This is a genomic window from Shewanella algicola (assembly GCF_014648035.1).
In the GTDB taxonomy this organism is placed as follows: Bacteria; Pseudomonadota; Gammaproteobacteria; order Enterobacterales; family Shewanellaceae; genus Shewanella; species Shewanella algicola.
In genome coordinates this window covers 33535-53644 of sequence record NZ_BMQI01000011.1, presented here as the reverse complement: position 1 = coordinate 53644, position 20110 = coordinate 33535, and the positions used below count along the sequence as shown (strand labels likewise).

Below are 20110 nucleotides of genomic sequence, written 5' to 3'. Positions count from 1 at the left end.
TTTTAAATTAATTGAAGTGCAATATGGTAACTTTGTGCATGACATTCAGTGCATCGGCACACTTGGCCTTTGATGGTATTTTGCTTAGGGGTATTTTCATTAAATGTCACCGCGACTAAATCGCCGAGCTTAAAGGTCGCTTTAAAATCAAACAAAATACCTTTACGGGCTAAATCGATACAAATTCCATGGTCTTGGCAAGACTCACCTTGGGCGTTTATCCAATCTAAACGAACACGCTCAGCTTCCATATCGACTCGAAGTGAACCGCGTTTTTCATCAAATCCAGTTGGCTCTTGGCCCATAGTGTCGCTCCTTGAATATCAAAACCCTGAAATAATGCGTCATTGTCTGCCATGTTGAATGGCCTAAAGTTTTATCTTAACCATATTGTTAGCACAAATGCTTTGTTAAGCAAGCGCTAAGCTATACTTGTCGTAAACTCAACAAGATTAATAAGGCTTGTTATTGATGCTGTATCCTTCGCTTAACTGTCGTAATCTTGGTTTTTAGGGTAAGGCATTTTTAACTGACCCCAACGAATAACGATGACAGTACAAGCCAAGACTATGGTGGATAATGAGATGGCCAAAATGCGCCAGTCTTCCATGCCCTTCATGTCTAAAATTAGGTATCGCGCTAATGCCACAATCGCAATGTAAAGTGGCATGCGGATTGGGAGTTTGCCTGACTCAATATAGTTAACCACCATGGCCAATACTTCGAGATAAATAAACAGTAATAACAGATCAGCCAATTCAACGGTGCGAATGTCTATCATGTGGAGAATTTCTTCGCCAATGGCAAATAAGGTGGCCAGAGCAATGATGAACAATACTAAGTGTTCAAAGCTCTTTAAGGATTTGATGCTTAACTCTTTAGCTTTATGTAGGGGCATAGTTGTTATTCTGTGAGCAAATGAATCTGCATTATCGACGAGTTTCGATAATTTGCCCAGTGATCCGGTTCAACTTTAGCAAAATCAGAGATAAAAAAACCGCTAATAGCATTACTGCTATTAGCGGTTTTATGAATACGTGTCGTATTGGGGTATTAGCTTAGCGCTTTAACCCTTCGTTTAGTAACGGACGCATGGTTTTCACTAGCTGCGTGGTTACTTTTGGGCTACCGGCAACAATGTTACCTGAAGTCATATAATTGTGAGCGCCCATAAAGTCGGTCACAGTGCCGCCTGCTTCACGACAAATTAAGTCGCCTGCTGCGATGTCCCATGGCTTTAAGCCGATTTCAAAGAAACCATCTAAACGGCCAGCAGCAACGTATGCAAGGTCTAATGCTGCAGAACCTGCACGACGTAAATCAGCACATTGTGGGAAGACTTCACCTAAAATAGCCATGTAGCTTTCGGTGTGTTGACGCGCCTTGAATGGGAAGCCTGTACCAATAATGGTGTTGCTTAGGTCATTCACATTGGTTACACGTAAACGGAATTCGTTTAACTTAGCGCCTTTACCGCGAACGGCAGAGAACAATTCTTCACGAACAGGATCATAAATAACGGCAACTTCAATTTTGCCTTTATATTGAACTGCGATAGAAACCGCAAAATGAGGAATACCACGAACGAAGTTATTGGTACCATCCAAAGGATCAACTATCCAAACGTAATCTTTGTTGTCGCCACGGTTTTCACCGTCTTCTTCGCCCACGATAGTGTGATCTGGGTAAGATTTACGAATTTGATAAGTAATAGTTGCTTCTGCTTCCTTGTCTACACTAGTCACAAAATCATTAATACCTTTACTACTAACCTCAACACGGTCAAGTTCAGTATAGGCGCGCATAATAGTTTGGCCCGCAGCGCGTGCAGCGCGCGTGGCAATAGTCAGCATCGGATGCATTGCAATCCCCTGGATGTTAAAGAACGAGTAAAATAGCGCCCGCATTATACTTAATTTAACAAATATATCAAATGCAGATTTTCATATAACGTAATAAAAATGACTGTGTTAATATGCGAGCAATATTTTTTGTTGAAAGAAAGTGGTACATGCTCAGTAATATTCGTGTTGTTTTAGTTGGAACGTCTCATCCTGGCAATATTGGCTCTACTGCAAGAGCGATGAAAACCATGGGCTTATCAAACTTATACCTTGCTGAGCCTCGAGTTGAGCCAGATGGCCAATCAATTGCCCTGGCTGCTGGTGCGTCAGATATCTTAAGAAATCTTACTAGAGTTGACTCATTGCAAGATGCCATTGCAGATTGCAGTTTAGTGATTGCCACGAGTGCGCGTAGTCGTACTTTGGATTGGCCAATGCTTGACCCAAGAGAAGCTGGTCAAAAGCTGACCCAAGAGTGTTTGAATGGCCCTGTTGCGATTGTATTTGGCCGTGAAAACCATGGGTTAAGCAATGAAGAACTCCAGCAATGTACTTATCATGTGGCGATACCTGCTAACCCTGAATACAGTTCACTCAACTTAGCGCAAGCGGTACAGATTATCTGTTATGAAACCCGTGTGGCGCATTTAGCCCAGACAGAAACGCCAGCAGAAACGGAAGAATATCCATTGACTGTTGAGCTTGATAGATTTTTTGTGCACTTAGAGTCAACCTTATCTAAAACCGGTTTTGTGATTAAAAATCATCCTGGTCAAGTGATGACTAAACTTCGTCGTTTATTTACTCGAGCACGAATTGAAGCGCCTGAAATGAATATTCTTCGTGGTATTTTGAGTTCTGTTGATAAGAAAATGGACAAACAAGACTAATCCGTAAGGAACACCCCATGGCCGTCATTGCTAGAATGAAAGAAGACATCGAGTCGATTTACCATCGCGACCCTGCTGCAAACAGTACCCTCGAGATTTTATTTAACTATCCGGGTATGCATGCCATTTGGATACATAGAGTGAGCCATAAATTATGGTTGGCAAAATGGCATTTTACTGCGCGTTGTTTGTCGACGTTTTCACGCTGGTTAACTGGGGTTGAGATTCATCCTGGGGCAACAATAGGTCGACGCTTCTTTATCGATCACGGCATGGGTGTCGTGATAGGTGAAACCGCTGAGATTGGTGATGATTGTACGCTTTATCACAGTGTGACACTTGGAGGAACGACTTGGCAAGCTGGTAAACGTCACCCAACGCTAGGTAATAATGTGGTGATTGGCGCGGGTGCTAAAGTATTAGGCCCCATTACAATGCACGATGGTGCGCGGGTTGGTTCAAACTCAGTAGTAGTAAAAGATGTGGCAAGCGATCACACAGTGGTGGGGATCCCTGGTCGAGTGGTTGCATCACCCACTAACCAGTCGAAAGAAAAAACTGAGCGCCGCACAGAAATGGCCAAAAAGTACGGCTTTGATGCATATGCTGTGTCGCCTGACAATCCAGATCCGGTGGCAAATGCCATAGGCCAAATGCTTGATCACATGCATTTAATGGATTCTAAAGTTCAAGAGGTATGTCAAGCTATCCAGCAAATGGGCGGTGAGGTATGCACTAAAAAATTACCAGAATTAACCGTAGATGCTTTCGATGAAGCTGAGCGAAATGCCGCCAGTAATCGTAAGCAAGATATCGATAAGTTTGACCCAAGTATTTAGCCATAACTAAGTCATTGTAGATACAGGTCAAAAAAATAGCCGATAATGCGATTAATTACCTTATCGGCATTGAATCTTAGCGGATAAAAAGGTTAAATAGCCCGGCGAAAACCGATACCTTTTTGTTATATCAAATACCTTAATACTTGAGTAATTTAGTCGGATTAATACTTGACTAAATTACTCGGGTATGATGAAATTACTGCATACTTTTTGGGAGCAGTACAAGTTATGAAACTTACATCAAAAGGTCGCTATGCAGTGACAGCTATGTTAGATGTTGCTATTCACTCAGCTGCAGGCCCAGTGCCCTTAGCCGATATTTCTGAAAGACAAGGTATTTCTTTGTCTTATCTTGAACAACTCTTCGCAAAGTTACGTAAACATGGTCTAGTGTCGAGTGTTCGTGGACCTGGTGGTGGTTATCGTTTAGGTTTAGAAGCCGTTGATATTTCAGTCGGTATGGTCGTGCATGCCGTTGATGAATCAGTTGATGCTACTCGCTGTCATGGACAAGGTAACTGCCAAAGTGGCACTCGTTGCCTAACCCATTCGTTATGGGGCGACTTAAGTAAACAAATTTCTGAGTTTTTAGATGGTATTTCGCTTGCAGGCTTAATGCAAAAACGCGATGTTCAATTTATCTCGTTAAAGCAAGACGAAATACAAAAGGAACATAGAGTGAGTTTGTAACTCAACTATGTTGATTGATAAATAATTATTATTTGTACGTTGTATGTAGCCTCATCTGAGACTGCTAAGTACGGAGTGTGTTATGAAGCTTCCTATCTATTTAGATTATGCCGCAACAACCCCTGTAGATCCGCGTGTCGCAGAAAAAATGGTGCAACACATGACAATGGACGGCGTGTTTGGTAATCCAGCATCGCGTTCACATCGTTATGGTTGGCAAGCTGAAGAGGCAGTTGATATTGCCCGTAATCAAGTTGCTGACTTGATTAATGCAGACCAGCGCGAAATCGTTTTCACTTCTGGTGCGACAGAATCTAGTAACCTTGCTATTAAAGGTATTGCTCATTTTTACAATAAAAAGGGCAAGCACATCATCACCAGTAAAACTGAACATAAAGCGACATTAGATACTTGTCGTCAGTTAGAGCGTGAAGGTTACGAAGTCACTTACCTTGAGCCAGAAGCCAATGGCATCATCCCAATGGAACGTTTAGAAGCTGCCATGCGTGATGACACCATTTTAGTTAGCATCATGCATGTTAACAACGAAATTGGCGTAGTACATGACATTGATGCCATCGGTGAATTATGTCGTTCAAAAGGTATTTTCTTCCACATGGATGCTGCGCAAAGTGCAGGTAAATTACCGATTGATGTGCAAACCACTAAAGTAGATTTAATTTCGATTTCTGGTCATAAGATGTATGGCCCTAAAGGTATCGGCGCATTATATGTTCGTCGTAAGCCGCGTATTCGTCTTGAATCTCAAATGCACGGTGGTGGACACGAGCGTGGTATGCGCAGCGGTACTCTTGCGACTCACCAAATTGTTGGTCTTGGCGAAGCTGCGGCCATTGCCAAGCAAGACATGGCTGAAGACGGTGCACGCATTACTCGTTTACGTGACAAATTATGGAATGGCATCAAAGATATTGAAGAAACTTATATCAATGGTGATATGCAGCAGCGCTACAGCGGCATCTTTAACGTAAGTTTCAACTTTGTTGAAGGCGAATCGCTAATGATGGCACTGAAAGACTTAGCCGTTTCTTCAGGTTCAGCCTGTACCTCAGCCAGTTTAGAACCAAGCTACGTTTTACGTGCTTTAGGTTTAAATGATGAAATGGCTCACAGCTCAATTCGTTTTTCTATCGGTCGTTTTACTACCGATGAAGAAATTGAACATGCTATTAAAACGATAACTGAATCTATTGATAAGTTACGTGAGATGTCTCCTCTTTGGGAGATGTTCAAAGATGGTATCGATTTGAACCAGGTTCAATGGGCACATCATTAATCGTTTAACGACAAAGATTTAGGAGCAATATCATGGCTTATAGCGAAAAAGTAATCGATCATTATGAAAACCCACGTAACGTAGGTTCATTTGATAAAAACGATCCATCGGTAGTCACCGGTATGGTTGGTGCACCAGCTTGTGGTGACGTAATGAAGCTGCAACTTAAAATTGGTACTGATGGCATTATTGAAGATGCCAAATTCAAAACCTACGGTTGTGGTAGTGCAATAGCATCAAGCTCACTGGTCACTGAGTGGGTTAAAGGTAAAAGTGTCGACGAAGCAGCAACAATCAAAAACGCTGATATCGCTGAAGAACTTGCATTACCACCGGTTAAAATTCATTGTTCAATTTTGGCTGAAGACGCCATTAAAGCAGCAATTGAAGAGTATAAAAGTAAGCAAGCTAAGTAAGACTTAGACCTGGAGTATAGATGGCTATTTCAATGACACCAGCGGCAGCAGACCGAGTCAGATCGTTTCTTGCTAACCGCGGCAAAGGCTTAGGTTTACGCCTTGGATTGAGAACATCAGGTTGTTCAGGTATGGCATACGTTATTGAGTTTGTTGATGAACTCAATGACGACGATGAAGTCTATAACATCGATGGTGTTAACATCATCATCGATGCTAAAAGCTTTATTTATTTGCAAGGTATTGAACTCGACTTTGTCAAAGAAGGCCTAAATGAAGGTTTTCAGTTTAATAACCCGAATGCAAAAGGCGAATGTGGTTGCGGTGAAAGCTTTACCGTTTAAACATTACCTGAGCCGTTTTATCGAAAACAGTAAGCATGATATCTGCCCATGAATTATTTCGATCTGTTTAATCTAGAACCTGCCTTTGATATCGACACCGCCTTACTTGCAGAGCGCTACCGCGAACTGCAACGGGCGGTCCATCCCGATAAATTTGCCAACGATACTGAACAACAAAAAATGTTGTCTGTACAACGTACAGCGCAAATTAACGATGGCTACCAAACGCTTAAAAATCCCTTACGTCGTGCTGAGCACATGTTGAGTTTACGTGGCATTGAATTAAGCCATGAAACCACCACCCTAAAAGATGGTGCATTTTTAATGCAACAAATGGAGTGGCGTGAAGCATTAGAAGACATCCAGCATAGCCAACAACCACAAGACTTAATTGACGAGTTATACGACTCTTTTAGCGAATTTGAATCATCGTTGTCGATTCAATTAGCCACGTTACTCGCCTCAAATGATCAAGCTGACGCATTATTAGCAGCAGATCAAATACGTAAGCTTAAGTTTATGGCAAAATTGCAAGATGAGTTAAGTCGCATTGAAGATGGTTTGCTTGACTAAGTAAGGCATACATTAAATTTTATGACTAGCAATGCTGGTCAATAACACAACAAGTTGGAACACTATGGCACTGTTGCAAATTGCAGAACCTGGCCAAAGCGCCGCACCGCACCAACATCGTTTGGCTGTGGGGATCGATCTTGGCACCACTAATTCACTTGTGGCCACAGTGAGAAGCGGACTTGCATCGACCCTAGAAGATGACGATGGCCGTCACTCATTACCGTCGGTAGTGCATTATGGTGAAGACGCTGTGCAAGTGGGTTATGAAGCCCAAGCCAAATCAGCGTTAGATCCACAAAACACTATTGTATCGGTTAAACGTTTTATGGGCCGAAGCTTGGCTGATGTGCAATCGGGCGCTCATAAATTACCTTATGCATTACACGCAAGTGAAAACGGTTTACCTGTATTTAGCACACCAATGGGCCAGGTTAACCCTGTACAAGTGTCAGCAGAAATTCTCAAGCCGTTAATTGCTCGAGCTGAAACAACGTTAGGCGGCGAGCTGCAAGGTATTGTGATTACCGTGCCGGCCTATTTTGATGATGCTCAACGTCAAGGCACAAAAGATGCGGCTGAATTACTCGGCGTCAAGGTACTGCGTTTACTCAATGAGCCAACAGCTGCTGCGATTGCTTACGGATTAGATTCTAAGCAAGAAGGCGTGATTGCGATTTATGATTTAGGTGGTGGCACATTTGATATCTCAGTACTGCGTTTAAATCGTGGTGTCTTTGAAGTATTGGCCACTGGCGGTGATTCTGCATTGGGCGGCGATGATTTTGATCATCTATTAGTAAGCCATTTACAACAAGTGTGGAGTATCACTGAGCCCAACAATCAATTGGCGCGTCAGTTATTAATTGAAGCACGTCGTGTTAAAGAAGCCTTAACAGAAAACGACAGCACTGATGCTAGTGTGGTGATTGATAATCAAACATTAACGACTTCAGTTGATAAATCGTTATTTAATGAACTGATTAGCGCATTAGTGAAAAAGACCATTAGCAGTTGCCGCCGCACTTTACGTGATGCTGGTGTGAGTGTTGATGAAGTCATTGAAACCGTGATGGTGGGTGGTTCAACGCGTGTACCGTTAGTGCGCGAGCAAGTCGAAGCCTTCTTTAAAAAAGCCCCTCTGACTTCCATTGACCCTGATCGCGTCGTGGCGATTGGCGCTGCAATTCAAGCTGATATTTTGGTAGGTAATAAACCAGAATCAGACTTGTTATTGTTAGATGTCATTCCATTATCGCTTGGTGTAGAAACCATGGGCGGACTGGTTGAAAAAGTCGTAACCCGTAATACCACAATCCCAGTTGCCCGTGCGCAAGAGTTTACTACGTTTAAAGACGGTCAAACTGCGATGGCATTCCATGTGGTTCAAGGTGAGCGTGAACTGGTTGATGATTGCCGTTCATTGGCCCGCTTTACGCTTCACGGTATTCCACCGTTAGCTGCGGGTGCTGCTCATATTCGTGTGACGTTTCAAGTCGATGCCGATGGCCTATTAAGTGTTACCGCGATGGAAAAATCAACCGAGGTGAAAACTACCATTCAGGTTAAACCCTCATTTGGTTTGTCTGACACTGAAATTGCCACCATGCTCAAAGATTCAATGAAGCACGCAAAAGACGACATCACTCGTCGTATGCTGGCTGAGCAAAAAGTTGAAGCCGCACGTGTTATTGAGTCGCTCAATGCTGCACTGGCTAAAGACGGTGATTTACTCGAAGAGCAAGAGCGTCAGCAATTAACTTCTGCCATTGCTGAGCTAGCAGCAACAGCACAACAAGATGATGTTGATGCAATCGAGAAAGCCATTGCTAAGTTAGATGACCAAACTCAAGATTTTGCGTCACGACGCATGGATAATTCTATTAGATCGGCGCTAAAAGGGCAGTCGGTCGATAACATATAGGTGAAATAATGCCACAGTTAGTATTTTTACCCCATCAAGAGCTTTGTCCAGACGGCGCAGTACTTGAAGCAGAAATTGGTGAAACCATTTTAGATGTTGCACTGCGTAACGGTATTCAAATCGAACACGCTTGTGAAAAGTCATGTGCTTGTACCACTTGTCATGTGGTTGTGCGTGAAGGCTTTGATCAACTAGAAGAAAGTGATGAGCTTGAAGATGACATGCTAGATAAAGCATGGGGTTTAGAGCCAGAAAGCCGCTTGTCTTGCCAAGCTAAAGTGGTTGACTGCGATATGGTAATTGATATTCCTAAATACACCATTAACATGGTTAGCGAAGGCTAATTTACAATAGCGTGAGCATGATTCAAGCATATAAAATGAGAGTCAATCATCAAGATTGACTCTTTTTTTATTCCTGGTCATTCCTGTGATTGATTTTAAATAAACTCAGCGTATGATGCGCCAAAATTTCTATTTTGGAGCACTCTGTGCGCATCGCAATACTGTCTCAAGGCCCGCAATTATATTCAACTCGTCGCTTAGTCGAAGCTGCTGTCGCCCGCGGACATGAAGTTAAAGTCATCAACCCATTAAAGTGTTATATGAACATCAATATGACTAAGCCAAGTATTCATATGGCAGGTAAAGATTTAGGTCATTTTGATGCAGTGATCCCGCGGGTTGGTGCCTCTGTGACGTTTTATGGTTCAGCGGTATTACGCCAATTAGAAATGATGGGTGTTTATTCTGTAAATAGCTCAATTGGCATTGCTCGCTCGCGTGATAAATTACGTTCGATGCAATTATTGTCGCGCAAGGGAATTGGTCTACCTATTACTGGTTTTGCCAATAAACCGAGTGATATTCCTGATTTAATCGACATGGTGGGCGGTGCGCCATTAGTGGTTAAATTACTTGAAGGCACTCAGGGTATTGGTGTGGTGCTTGCTGAAACTCGTAAAGCCGCTGAAAGTGTACTAGAGGCCTTTATGGGCCTTAAAGCTAACATTATGGTGCAAGAATACATTGCCGAAGCCCAAGGTGCAGATATTCGCTGTTTTGTTCTCGGGGATAAGGTGATTGCCGCCATGAAGCGTCAAGCCAAGCCTGGTGAGTTTCGCTCAAACTTACATCGAGGTGGCGGTTAAGCTTTCACCACAAGAGCGTTCAGTGGCCTTACTTGCGGCGCGCACTATGGGGTTAAATGTGGCTGGGGTTGATTTATTACGTTCAAATCATGGACCTGTAGTGATGGAAGTGAACTCGTCGCCAGGACTTGAAGGTATTGAAGCGGCAACCGATAAAGATGTGGCTGATGCCATCATTTGTTTTATTGAAAAAAATGCCAATAAACAGAGCAAACAAAGCGCCAAAATGGGCGTTTGTTAATCTAAATATCCCGAGCTCAGGTTAAATAACCTCAACAAATGCTGAAATGTGATTGTCGATGCTGATAAGGCTAGGCATTTTCAGTAAAATTACGTATAATCCGCGCGAATTTTTTAAACTTGCTCACATTAAGGAAGCTAGTTATGGCGATCGAACGCACATTTTCTATTATCAAGCCAGATGCAGTTGCAAAAAACCACATCGGTGCTATTTATAACCGTTTTGAATCAGCAGGTCTTACGATCATTGCTTCTAAAATGGTTCACCTTTCGAAAGAACAAGCTGAAGGCTTCTACGCTGAACACAGCGCACGTCCTTTCTTTGGTGCTTTAGTGTCTTTCATGACTTCTGGTCCAGTAATGGTTCAAGTGTTAGAAGGCGAAAATGCAGTACTAGCTAACCGCGAAATCATGGGTGCTACTAACCCTGCTGAAGCTGCTCGTGGCACTTTACGTGCTGACTACGCTGCAAGCATCGACGAAAACGCAGTTCACGGTTCTGATGCAGTTGAATCAGCAGCACGTGAAATTGCTTACTTCTTCAGCGCTGAAGAAGTGTGCCCACGCACTCGTTAATCTCCGCTTGTAAGATGATAAAAGGAGCCTCAAGGCTCCTTTTTTGTATTTAACAATAACAATGAACATGTTAACTCCATCGCTCAGCCATCAACTTTCTGTCATCAAGCTCCTACAAGCATCACTCAAATGCAGCATTCATACCATTGCGGGTTAATAAATGATGACTCAGCGACAGTTTAAGCACTTTCAAACTCGCCTGAAAGGAATGCTCAGCAGCTTTTGCTCTGCGTTCTCGCTATTTAATAGGGAACAACCATTAAGACACTGTAACGCCTTAATTAACACAGCTGGACGCATTCTGTGTTGTTACTTATTAATTTCACTCATCTAGCATTCAACTTATAACACTCAATAGTTAACAGCAGTATTGAGATTCAGCTTGATGATGTTTTGCCTTTTCTTGCAGTTGATCTTTGAGTTTCGAACTCACAAAGGCGAAGGGATGGTTAACTGAGTTGGTTAATGCATAGGGGCTTGATTAACTGTACAGTTGAGCCGCTCAAGTCGCTGCTTTAGTTACTTTGATCTATTTATTCTTTACGAGATTTTTTAACCATTAAATGTTATCAATTTGTTGTGTTTATCATGTCAGTTTTTGAGCGATAAACGAGCCGTTTGTTGAATGTTGCGAGATAAATTGCTGCATTTATACACGGTTTACTTAATGTTTTTGACTGTTTGAATAAGCTGTTTACAGTATTTATTAACATATTTTGAATAAAAATAAGCGTATAGAATACGTTTAAGTTCTTTTGTGAATAAATAATCAGTGGGTCATAAAGACAAACTTGCTGTTTTTTAGTTCAAATAAATAATAATTTAATTAAATTTACAAAAGCAATGATAGATACATTTTGTGGTTAATTGTATTCATATTGTTGCAAGTGTACTTTTTTTGTTTTTTACAGATCTTTCATTTGTGTTCTTATGGTTTTCTATTTGTATTGTTTTTAATTTATAAAAATAACACAAAAACAACAATAACATTAAAATGCACCTAAATTTATGATTTTATTATTTATTATTTTAGTCAAATTAATTATGTTATTTTATTTTGTTATCGTTTTATTTACATGTTGCCGTTGTTGACGAAAGGTTTTTTATTCATTAATAATGTTTTTGGTAATTGGCTAGGCCGATTATTAATAATTAAAAATATAACAACTTGTTTTATTTAATTCCAAGAATAGGGAGTTTTTCATGAGTTCAGTAACATTAACTGCCAAGGCAATACGCCGCAGTTTATTAGCTGTAGCAGCAACAAGTGTCGCAACAACAGGTTTATTTTCTTCTGCTGTTATCGCGGCAGATGAAGAAAAGGTTGAACGTATCGAAGTCACTGGTTCACGTATTCAGCGACAAGATATGGAAACAGCATCACCTGTAACCGTTATCTCTGCCGAAGCAATTCGTGCAGAAGGTTTTACCTCTGTCGATGAGTTACTTCAGGCTCAAACTTCAATGGCCGGTGCCGCTTTAGGTTCTAGTTCAAACAATGGTTCAGATGGTGTTGCTCAAGTTGACTTACGCGGCATGGGCTCTCAACGTACGTTAGTGCTACTAAACGGCCGTCGTATGGTGAACTCAGGCTCAGGTGCTGACAGCTCTGTGGATTTAAACTCTATTCCCGTAGCAATGATTGCACGCGTTGAGATTTTAAAAGATGGCGCATCAGCTGTTTACGGTTCAGACGCCATTGCAGGTGTGGTTAACATCATCACCAAAAAAGACTTCGAAGGATTCCAATTAGACCTTAACGGCAGTAGCACTAGCGAAAGCGATGGTGAAACCGGTGAAATAAGCGGTTTATATGGATTTAATACCGATAGCGGTAATTACACATTTGGTGCGGCTTATTCAAAGCGTGAAGGCGTCATTCAATCTGATCGTGATTGGACTGAGCCGGGCTACAGTTCTTATCTTCCTACGGGCTCACTCGATGGCATGGTGCAAGACGGTGCCGGCAGTTGGGAAGATCGTTCAACCGGTTATGATTACACTACGAGCAGCTACTACCAAACACCAAACGAACGTTACAGCTTGTTTGCCAATATGGTTCAAGAGCTCGATAATGACATCGTGTTAACCGCTGATGCGCTTTACACAAAACGTAAATCTGATCAACAGTTAGCACCGCAACCAGCATCAGTTATGCTAGATGTGTGCGACAGTAATGCAGATAGCTCATGTGTCACATTGACTGATGCGATGACAGATGCGGGTATTTCAGCTGATGAAACTGGTCGTGTTGAATATCGTCGTCGTACTACCGATGCTGGCCCACGTATTTATTCACAAGATACCGATACATTCCGTATCTCAGCGGGGCTTGCTGGTGAGCTTGATATTAATAATGGTATGAACTGGGATGTTGCTTACACTTATGGTAAGAACAAAGCAGAGTCTAGTGTTGCAAACTCAATCAATGCGACAAACTTGTCTGAGTCAGTTTATGCAAATCAAGATGAGTGGTTCAGCGGCGATGCATTAACATCGGATATTGTTGATGACATCAGCTATACCGACAATGCAGATGGTGGTAATGAACAACATGTATTCTCTGCGGGTTTAAACGGTGATTTATTTGACGTGAGCGCAGGTACAGTTGCGTTTGCGATTGGTGCTGAATACCGTTATGAAAGTGGTTATTACAACCCAGATCCAGTTACCGTTGCCGGAGACAGTACAGCTGCACAGCAAGATGCAACAGATGGCAACTATGATGTAATCTCGGTTTTCCAAGAAGTGAGCGTTCCGTTCACCGATAAACTAACCGGTGAATTTGCACTGCGTTATGACGATTATTCAACATTTGGTAAAGCGTCTACATGGAAAATCGGTTTAACCTATGAAGCAACCGATGATTTAATGCTTCGTGGTGTTGCTGCAACAGGCTTCCGTGCGCCGAGTATCAGCGAACTATATGGCGGAGACACGGGTTCTTATGACTACTTAGAAGATCCATGGGGTAATGAGCAAGATTCACAAATCTTGGTTCGTTATACTTCAGATGAAGACTTACAAGCAGAAGAGTCAGACTCTTATACAGCAGGTTTAGTTTACTCACCTAGTTACGTTGAAGGTTTATCGCTAACACTTGATTACTGGCGCTTTAAAGTCACTAATGCGATTACTCGTTTAGATGTTCAAGCGGGTCTAGATGCTTGTTATGCAGATGCTTCATCTTCATCATGTGAAACCTTTAATATTGGTGCCAATGGTGATTTAACCAATCTGACAAGCTCACTAACTAACGTTGGTAGTCAAGATACCAGTGGTATCGACTTTAACTTAGCTTACAGCTTTAGTGCATTATCGCTAGATTGGAAAATCAACAACGATACCACCTATTTGCTGAACTTTGAGCAAGAAGGCATAGATTATACGAATATGATCGACGGTAACTTTGGTGCTTATGCTGAAGTGCGTAACAACTTCAATATCCAAGCGGGCCAAGATGATTGGAACGTCATGTATTCGAACCGTTATATTGGTGAAATGGAAGACCTAGGTACGGGTGATGATGTTGATGCAGTGCTTTATCACAACATTGCTGGTACTTACCATGTGTCTGAAATGATTACCTTAAGTGCTGGTGTGAAAAACTTCACTGATGAAGAGCCGTCAAGTGTGTCTAACGGCAGCGATGGTGGTACGGTACCAGAAGTGTATGACACTGTGGGTCGCCAATACTACGGTGGTGTCAGCGTTAAGTTTTAATTAATACCTAAATAGTGCCCATTGGGTACTGAAAGACAACAAAGCCTGCATTGTTGCAGGCTTTTTATTTAGCTCGAATATCAGACCTTAGTGACTTAAACGTAGCTCGAGTCGATGCTCTCTCATATATTTACGCTGACAACTCGCACATCGCTGCTCAGTTGGATCCTCAATTAATCGACTTATCTCGATGTCCATTTCACAATCAGAACATAAACCGTACAAGCCCAAGTCTAATTGGCATAAAGCTGCATCGAGTTTCATTAACTGAGTAAACAACTCCGTATTCGCAAGCTTAACTTTCGGCATATAATCAATAATATCTTCAAGAGTCGCTGTTTGAGCAAGCTCTGCAGAGTCAGGAGAGACATCTTTAATAATAAGCAATAGTTCACGACGAAGCTTGAGTTCAAGCAGTTGTAATTTTTGCTGAATGTCCAGGTAGTTGTGCAACGGAGGTAACCTTTACGATTTTTTCACTAGAAATTCTATTCTAAGCACAAAAAATCTGCAGGTTATGACTAAGATCAATTCTATGGGGGATTTTTCAATTCAGGCTCCTAATTAGTCTAGCAGCCTGATTGAAAAGGCGATTAGCGTAAGGTTTGATGTGCGTGCTGCAGTACCTTGACGATTTCTTCAGTGGTTTTAAATATCCGTAATTCACGAAATAGAGCATCGGCTTCAGGGTATTGACGATTTAGGTAACTAAACCACTGTTTAATACGTGAAGGATAATAATCAGACTTACGTCCAATAAGCTCTTTTTCAGTGTAATTCATTAATAATGTGAGTGTTTCGAGCCAGGTGTAGGGCGCGGCGCCGGTTTTGATGGTGTCACCCAAATTGGGTAATGAAATCGCCCCGCGGCCAATCATCACACTGTCACAACCTGTGACATCCATGCATCGTTGTGCGTCAGCGGCATTCCAAATTTCGCCATTAGCAATAACCGGGATAGGCAGACGTTTACGCACTTCGGTGATGTATTCCCAATAAGCAGGTGGTTTATAACCGTCAGTTTTGCTGCGGGCATGAATGGCCAGCTCTGTAGCGCCGGCCTCATATACGGCTAAGGCGTTTTCCATAAATAAGGATTTATCTTCGTAGCCTAAGCGTATTTTAGCGGTGACCGGTTGCTCGCTTGGCACTGCGTCGCGCATGGCTTTAACGATGTTATGAATATTTTCAGGATACTGCAGTAATACCGCGCCACCTTTACTCTTGTTAACCGTTTTAGCCGGGCAACCAAAGTTAGCGTCAACGCCATTAGAGCCCAGTTCAATGGCTCTTATTGCATTTTGCGCCATCCACTCAGGTTCTTGTCCGAGTAATTGCACCCTAACAGGCGTGCCAGCTGGAGTCAGTCCGTCATTAAGCAACTCTGGGCATAATTTATAGAAGACTTTTTCGGGTAATAACTGATTAACCACCCGCACAAACTCTGTGACTACTAAGTCAAACGGGTTAATGGCAGATAAAATATCACGCATATGGTCATCAACCACACCTTCCATCGGAGCTAAAATTACGCGCACAATACACCTTACTGAATAAAAAAGTGCGCTATTTTACCGTGTTTAATTCGCGATAGCAGCATCGTTAACATGATTAACAAGGGTTAGGTGTTTAATTTCAATTATATTATTGATTAATAAATTAATTAATCATGGTGATCAGGTTTGTTAATAGTGTGTTACTGGTATATCAGTAGTATTTTTTGTGTTAATTTTGTGCACTCCTAGCAGGGATTGCTTGCAGTTAGGGTGACTTTTTTCACATTTTTTCATTTATTTTGAAATTAATTTTACATACTGCAGGTCTTTATAACCAAGCCGGCAATGATGTTGGCCACCAATACATAATCAAAACACGAGGAAGACAATAATTATGAACTCTATCAAACAAACTACTGTAGCTGTTGCGTTAGGTGCTGTTGTGATGACTGCTGGCTTTTCTGCTGAAGTACAAGCTAACCCATTTGGATTCGAACAATTAACCGCTGGCTACCAATTAGATGGTGGCGAAGGTAAGTGCGGTGAAGGTAAATGCGGTGGCGACATGAAAAAGTCTGCTGAAAAAGCCAAAGAAGGTAAATGCGGTGAAGGCAAATGTGGTGGCGACATGAAAAAGTCTGCTGAAAAAGCAGTAGAAGGTAAATGTGGTGAAGGCAAATGCGGCGGCGACATGAAAAAGTCTGCTGAAAAAGCAGTAGAAGGTAAATGTGGTGAAGGCAAATGCGGTGGCGACATGAAAAAGTCTGCAGAAAAAGCCAAAGAAGGTAAGTGTGGTGAAGGTAAATGTGGTGGTCAGAAGTAACCCATTATAAGTTGATCATAAGCATTTGATAATGCTTATGCTTATCTGACACAATTAAGGCCTGAGTTTCAGGCCTTAATTTTATCTCAGTTTTATGGTTTAAGGACGCATTATGTCAAATGTGCAACACCCCCCACTTAATCAAGCCAGTGTTGGTTTAGGCTTGCGCCGTGAAATGCTTGATGAGTTTTGCCAGCATGTGCCGCCGGCGATTAACTTTTTTGAGGTTGCACCAGAAAATTGGATGACTTTAGGTGGCAAGTTTGCACGTCAGTTTAGGCAGCTAACTGAGCAGCATCGATTTTTTTGCCATGGGTTGTCGTTATCAATTGGAAGCCCTGAAGCGCTAGATACTCAATTTATTAAACAGGTTAAGCAATTTTTAGACAGCCATAATATAGAAGTGTATTCAGAACATTTAAGTTACTGTTCGGGTGCAGGGCATATGTACGACTTGATGCCGATTCCTTTTACAGATGAAGCCGTAACCCATACCGCTAGGCGGATTAACCAAGTCGAAGACATCCTCGAGCGACCATTTATTCTTGAAAACGTGTCTTTTTATGCCGCTCCAGGTGCGCAAATGAGCGAGCAAGCCTTTGTGAATGCTGTGCTGCAAGAAGCTGACTGCAAACTGCTACTCGATGTGAACAATATTTACGTTAATGCGATAAATCATCAATATGATGCCAGTGCATTTTTGGCGGCGATGCCGAGCGAACGTATTGCCTATTTACATATTGCTGGCCATTACGAAGAAGCGGCTGACTTAATGGTTGATACCCATGGTGCTGATGTGATTGATCCTGTGTGGGCGCTATTGCAACAATGTTATCAACTACATGGCGTGCATCCGACTTTGTTAGAGCGAGATTTTAATATTCCTAAAACTGAAGTGTTATTAAACGAAATCAATCAAATTCATCAATATCAACACGCTGCACTTAGCGAGACTAAGTAAGCGTTGAACTTCATTGACACTGAATTACTCATTAAGGACACATTATGGGATTTATTGAAGTACAGCAACAGTTTATGGATTACATTCGCGACCCCAGTTTACCTATGCCTGAGGGTATTGAACCACGGCGGATGAAGGTATACCGAGACTTATTTTTTAATAATATCTCAGGGTTTGTTGCCAGTGCTTTTCCGGTATTAAAAAGCTTGTATCACGATGATAAATGGCAGGCTCTCGTACAACAATTTTTTGCCACACATGACTGCAAAACCCCAATATTTGTCGAAATAGCTGGTGAGTTTTTGGCATTTTTACAACATGAATATCAATTAACAGAAGATGACCCTGTGTTTATGTTGCAGCTTGCACATTATGAGTGGTTAGAATTATGCGCTGCCGTTGCACCAGATATTGCTCCGTCACAACAGCTCATTGGTGACGATGTTCAACAGCATGACTTATGCTTAGCGCCGAGTGCAAAGGTGGCTCAATATGCGTTTGATGTTCAACATATTAGTGTTGACTACCAACCAATAGAGCCAACAGAACAAGCCAACTTTTTTTGCGTATATCGCGATGTTCATGACGAAGTGGCCTTTTTACAATTAACGCCATTAAGTGCACAAGTGTTAGCGTATATAGAACAAACATCGCAAGTTCAACGGGTTAACATAGATATCATTGTTGAGTGGCTGGCAGAACATTATCCGCAAATGTCGGCGGAATCACTGTTATCTGGTTGTATACCGCTATTACAACAGTTAGCACAAAAAGGCATTATTGTTACAGCAACTACTGCATAATAGACGTATTAAATTTAAGGTTTTTATTTTATTAATATGTGTCTAAAATAAGCCACTTTTTGTGACATTCCTCACGCAAAAGGCTTGTGTCTTCCTGTTAAATAATGTGGTTAACGAAATACACTTACCGAGCGATTACCGTCACAATATCACCTTACATTTAGGAATTATCATGAGTCAGCCGTTTAAAGACCCGTTTAACATCTTTTATTTCATTGGTTTTATTTTGGTTTTTTTGATTCCAACGTTGCCAGCGACGCTTTCATGGTTGAAAGTAACAGGTCTAATTTAACGCTCACTTCAGGTTAATTTGTAATGATATTGCCTTATTAAACCACTCTGATAGAGTGGTTTTTTGTTTTAGGCGAGGGCACCAATGGCGTTAAGACGTGGTTTTTTTCTTATTATTGGCTTATGCAGCTTGGTATTGGGGTTAATCGGTATTGCATTGCCGTTATTACCTACAGTGCCATTTATTTTATTGTCTGCTTTTTGCTTTGCGCGCTCAAATGACCGCTTGCACAATTGGTTAGTGACTCACCCTTGGTTTGCTGAGGGCATTCATCAATGGCAGTCCAAACGCGCGTTGAGTCGACCACTTAAGAAAAAAGCCATGATAATGAGTGCTCTTAGCTTTTTTATTAGTATCATTATTGTGCCGCTGGTGTGGGTTAAAATTATGCTGCTTTGCATGATGCTCGTTTTATTATTTTTTTTGTGGCAGATCCCAGAGTTAGAATAATAAATCAGCAGTTAATGCATGACAGTTGCAACTGAATTCAAACGGGCATAAGATCAAAGCAGAATTTTTACCAGAGTCCACCCATAACGTGGACTTTTTTATTGCGTAATCACTTTTAAACAGAGTTAACTTATTATGATGAACCAACACAGTTTAGCGCTTATCAAGAACAGCATTAAAACCATTCCTGATTATCCAAAACCAGGCATTATGTTCCGTGATGTTACTAGTTTGTTAGAAAGCGCTGAAGCGTATAAAGCCACTATTGCGATTTTAGTGGCTCACTATCAATCAAAAGGTTTCACTAAAGTGGTCGGCACAGAGGCGCGTGGCTTCTTGTTTGGTGCTCCTTTAGCGTTAGAACTTGGTGTTGGTTTTGTTCCTGTTCGTAAGCCAGGTAAATTGCCACGTGCAACGATTAGTCAAACTTATGAATTAGAATACGGTAAAGACACCTTAGAAATTCATACAGATGCGATTAATGCCAACGACAAAGTGTTAGTTATCGACGATTTATTAGCGACTGGCGGCACCATTGAAGCCACAGTAAAATTGATTCGTGAGCTTGGCGGTGAAGTAGGGCATGCAGCCTTTGTTATTTCATTACCTGAAATTGGCGGCGAAAAGCGTCTGCAAGGGTTAGGGATTGAAGTATTAAGCTTGTGTGAGTTTGATGGCGAATAGCAAGATTATAATAACTGCTAATTAATTAGGCAGTTAACTGCTGTAAAGCGTATCAAAACTCTGCTCAACAATAGCATGCCAGCCCTTGGCAT

The 20110-nt window shown here is 41.7% G+C and carries 21 protein-coding genes and 1 pseudogene; 17 read left to right on the top strand and 5 right to left on the bottom strand.

Going from position 1 to position 20110, the window contains the following annotated elements; genetic code table 11:
- Nucleotides 1–2 precede the first annotated feature (2 nt).
- The 3 genes from IEY42_RS06590 to suhB form a co-directional block, all read right to left on the bottom strand.
- Nucleotides 3–305 (bottom strand): PilZ domain-containing protein, encoded by a 303-nt coding sequence (locus IEY42_RS06590; RefSeq protein ID WP_188924510.1) that lies wholly within the window; start codon nucleotides 303–305, stop codon nucleotides 3–5.
- Nucleotides 306–487: 182 nt separating this feature from the next.
- Nucleotides 488–898, bottom strand: a complete 411-nt coding sequence (locus IEY42_RS06585; RefSeq protein WP_188924509.1) for a phosphate-starvation-inducible protein PsiE — start codon at nucleotides 896–898, stop codon at nucleotides 488–490.
- Nucleotides 899–1058: 160 nt separating this feature from the next.
- On the bottom strand, nucleotides 1059–1862 hold the full coding sequence (gene suhB, locus IEY42_RS06580; RefSeq protein WP_188924508.1) for an inositol-1-monophosphatase: 804 nt from the start codon (nucleotides 1860–1862) through the stop codon (nucleotides 1059–1061).
- 149 nt (nucleotides 1863–2011) lie between these two features.
- Between suhB and trmJ the strand changes: the two genes are divergently transcribed.
- The 12 genes and pseudogenes from trmJ (at nucleotide 2012) to IEY42_RS06520 (ending at nucleotide 14509) form a co-directional block, all read left to right on the top strand.
- Nucleotides 2012–2734, top strand: a complete 723-nt coding sequence (gene trmJ, locus IEY42_RS06575; protein ID WP_188924554.1) for a tRNA (cytosine(32)/uridine(32)-2'-O)-methyltransferase TrmJ — start codon at nucleotides 2012–2014, stop codon at nucleotides 2732–2734.
- A 17-nt stretch (nucleotides 2735–2751) separates the two neighbouring features.
- Nucleotides 2752–3573, top strand: coding sequence for a serine O-acetyltransferase (gene cysE / locus IEY42_RS06570; protein ID WP_188924507.1), 822 nt, complete (start codon nucleotides 2752–2754; stop codon nucleotides 3571–3573).
- Nucleotides 3574–3804: 231 nt separating this feature from the next.
- Nucleotides 3805–4266: a Fe-S cluster assembly transcriptional regulator IscR gene (iscR, locus tag IEY42_RS06565; RefSeq protein WP_188924506.1), complete on the top strand. Its 462-nt coding sequence runs from the start codon at nucleotides 3805–3807 to the stop codon at nucleotides 4264–4266.
- 82 nt (nucleotides 4267–4348) lie between these two features.
- A complete protein-coding gene (locus tag IEY42_RS06560) occupies nucleotides 4349–5563 on the top strand; it encodes an IscS subfamily cysteine desulfurase (protein WP_188924505.1) in 1215 nt (404 codons plus the stop codon).
- 32 nt (nucleotides 5564–5595) lie between these two features.
- On the top strand, nucleotides 5596–5979 hold the full coding sequence (gene iscU, locus IEY42_RS06555) for a Fe-S cluster assembly scaffold IscU (protein ID WP_188924504.1): 384 nt from the start codon (nucleotides 5596–5598) through the stop codon (nucleotides 5977–5979).
- A gap of 20 nt (nucleotides 5980–5999) precedes the next feature.
- Complete coding sequence (iscA, locus tag IEY42_RS06550) at nucleotides 6000–6323, top strand: iron-sulfur cluster assembly protein IscA (protein ID WP_188920066.1); 324 nt, start codon at nucleotides 6000–6002, stop codon at nucleotides 6321–6323.
- Between the two features lie 48 nt (nucleotides 6324–6371).
- Nucleotides 6372–6896, top strand: coding sequence for a co-chaperone HscB (gene hscB / locus IEY42_RS06545; RefSeq protein ID WP_188924503.1), 525 nt, complete (start codon nucleotides 6372–6374; stop codon nucleotides 6894–6896).
- Nucleotides 6897–6960: 64 nt separating this feature from the next.
- Entirely contained in the window at nucleotides 6961–8820 is a 1860-nt protein-coding gene (gene hscA / locus IEY42_RS06540) for a Fe-S protein assembly chaperone HscA (protein WP_188924502.1), read from the top strand.
- Between the two features lie 8 nt (nucleotides 8821–8828).
- Nucleotides 8829–9164: an ISC system 2Fe-2S type ferredoxin gene (fdx, locus tag IEY42_RS06535; RefSeq protein WP_188924501.1), complete on the top strand. Its 336-nt coding sequence runs from the start codon at nucleotides 8829–8831 to the stop codon at nucleotides 9162–9164.
- Nucleotides 9165–9310: 146 nt separating this feature from the next.
- A pseudogene (gene rimK / locus IEY42_RS06530) lies at nucleotides 9311–10211 on the top strand (30S ribosomal protein S6--L-glutamate ligase).
- Nucleotides 10212–10354: 143 nt separating this feature from the next.
- Nucleotides 10355–10786 (top strand): nucleoside-diphosphate kinase, encoded by a 432-nt coding sequence (ndk, locus tag IEY42_RS06525; protein ID WP_188921770.1) that lies wholly within the window; start codon nucleotides 10355–10357, stop codon nucleotides 10784–10786.
- A gap of 1203 nt (nucleotides 10787–11989) precedes the next feature.
- On the top strand, nucleotides 11990–14509 hold the full coding sequence (locus tag IEY42_RS06520; RefSeq protein WP_188924500.1) for a TonB-dependent receptor plug domain-containing protein: 2520 nt from the start codon (nucleotides 11990–11992) through the stop codon (nucleotides 14507–14509).
- An 87-nt stretch (nucleotides 14510–14596) separates the two neighbouring features.
- Here IEY42_RS06520 and IEY42_RS06515 read toward each other — a convergent pair whose 3' ends face one another.
- Together IEY42_RS06515 and dusC are read right to left on the bottom strand one after the other, a co-directional pair.
- Complete coding sequence (locus tag IEY42_RS06515; RefSeq protein WP_229779946.1) at nucleotides 14597–14962, bottom strand: TraR/DksA family transcriptional regulator; 366 nt, start codon at nucleotides 14960–14962, stop codon at nucleotides 14597–14599.
- A 140-nt stretch (nucleotides 14963–15102) separates the two neighbouring features.
- Nucleotides 15103–16047, bottom strand: a complete 945-nt coding sequence (gene dusC, locus IEY42_RS06510) for a tRNA dihydrouridine(16) synthase DusC (RefSeq protein ID WP_188924499.1) — start codon at nucleotides 16045–16047, stop codon at nucleotides 15103–15105.
- A gap of 352 nt (nucleotides 16048–16399) precedes the next feature.
- On the opposite strand from dusC, the gene IEY42_RS06505 reads away from it, so the two are divergent.
- From IEY42_RS06505 to apt, 5 genes are all read left to right on the top strand, one after another.
- Nucleotides 16400–16828, top strand: coding sequence for an HvfA family oxazolone/thioamide-modified RiPP metallophore (locus IEY42_RS06505; RefSeq protein ID WP_188921778.1), 429 nt, complete (start codon nucleotides 16400–16402; stop codon nucleotides 16826–16828).
- A 112-nt stretch (nucleotides 16829–16940) separates the two neighbouring features.
- Nucleotides 16941–17789: an HvfB family MNIO-type RiPP peptide maturase gene (locus IEY42_RS06500; RefSeq protein ID WP_188924498.1), complete on the top strand. Its 849-nt coding sequence runs from the start codon at nucleotides 16941–16943 to the stop codon at nucleotides 17787–17789.
- 44 nt (nucleotides 17790–17833) lie between these two features.
- Complete coding sequence (locus tag IEY42_RS06495; RefSeq protein ID WP_188924497.1) at nucleotides 17834–18592, top strand: HvfC family RiPP maturation protein; 759 nt, start codon at nucleotides 17834–17836, stop codon at nucleotides 18590–18592.
- A 376-nt stretch (nucleotides 18593–18968) separates the two neighbouring features.
- The gene (locus IEY42_RS06490) at nucleotides 18969–19334 is read left to right on the top strand and encodes a YbaN family protein (protein ID WP_188924496.1); all 366 of its coding nucleotides are present in this window, start codon (nucleotides 18969–18971) and stop codon (nucleotides 19332–19334) included.
- A 132-nt stretch (nucleotides 19335–19466) separates the two neighbouring features.
- Nucleotides 19467–20018 carry an adenine phosphoribosyltransferase gene (gene apt, locus IEY42_RS06485; RefSeq protein ID WP_188924552.1) on the top strand — a complete coding sequence of 184 codons (552 nt, stop codon included), beginning with the start codon at nucleotides 19467–19469 and terminating at the stop codon, nucleotides 20016–20018.
- Nucleotides 20019–20110: the final 92 nt, after the last annotated feature.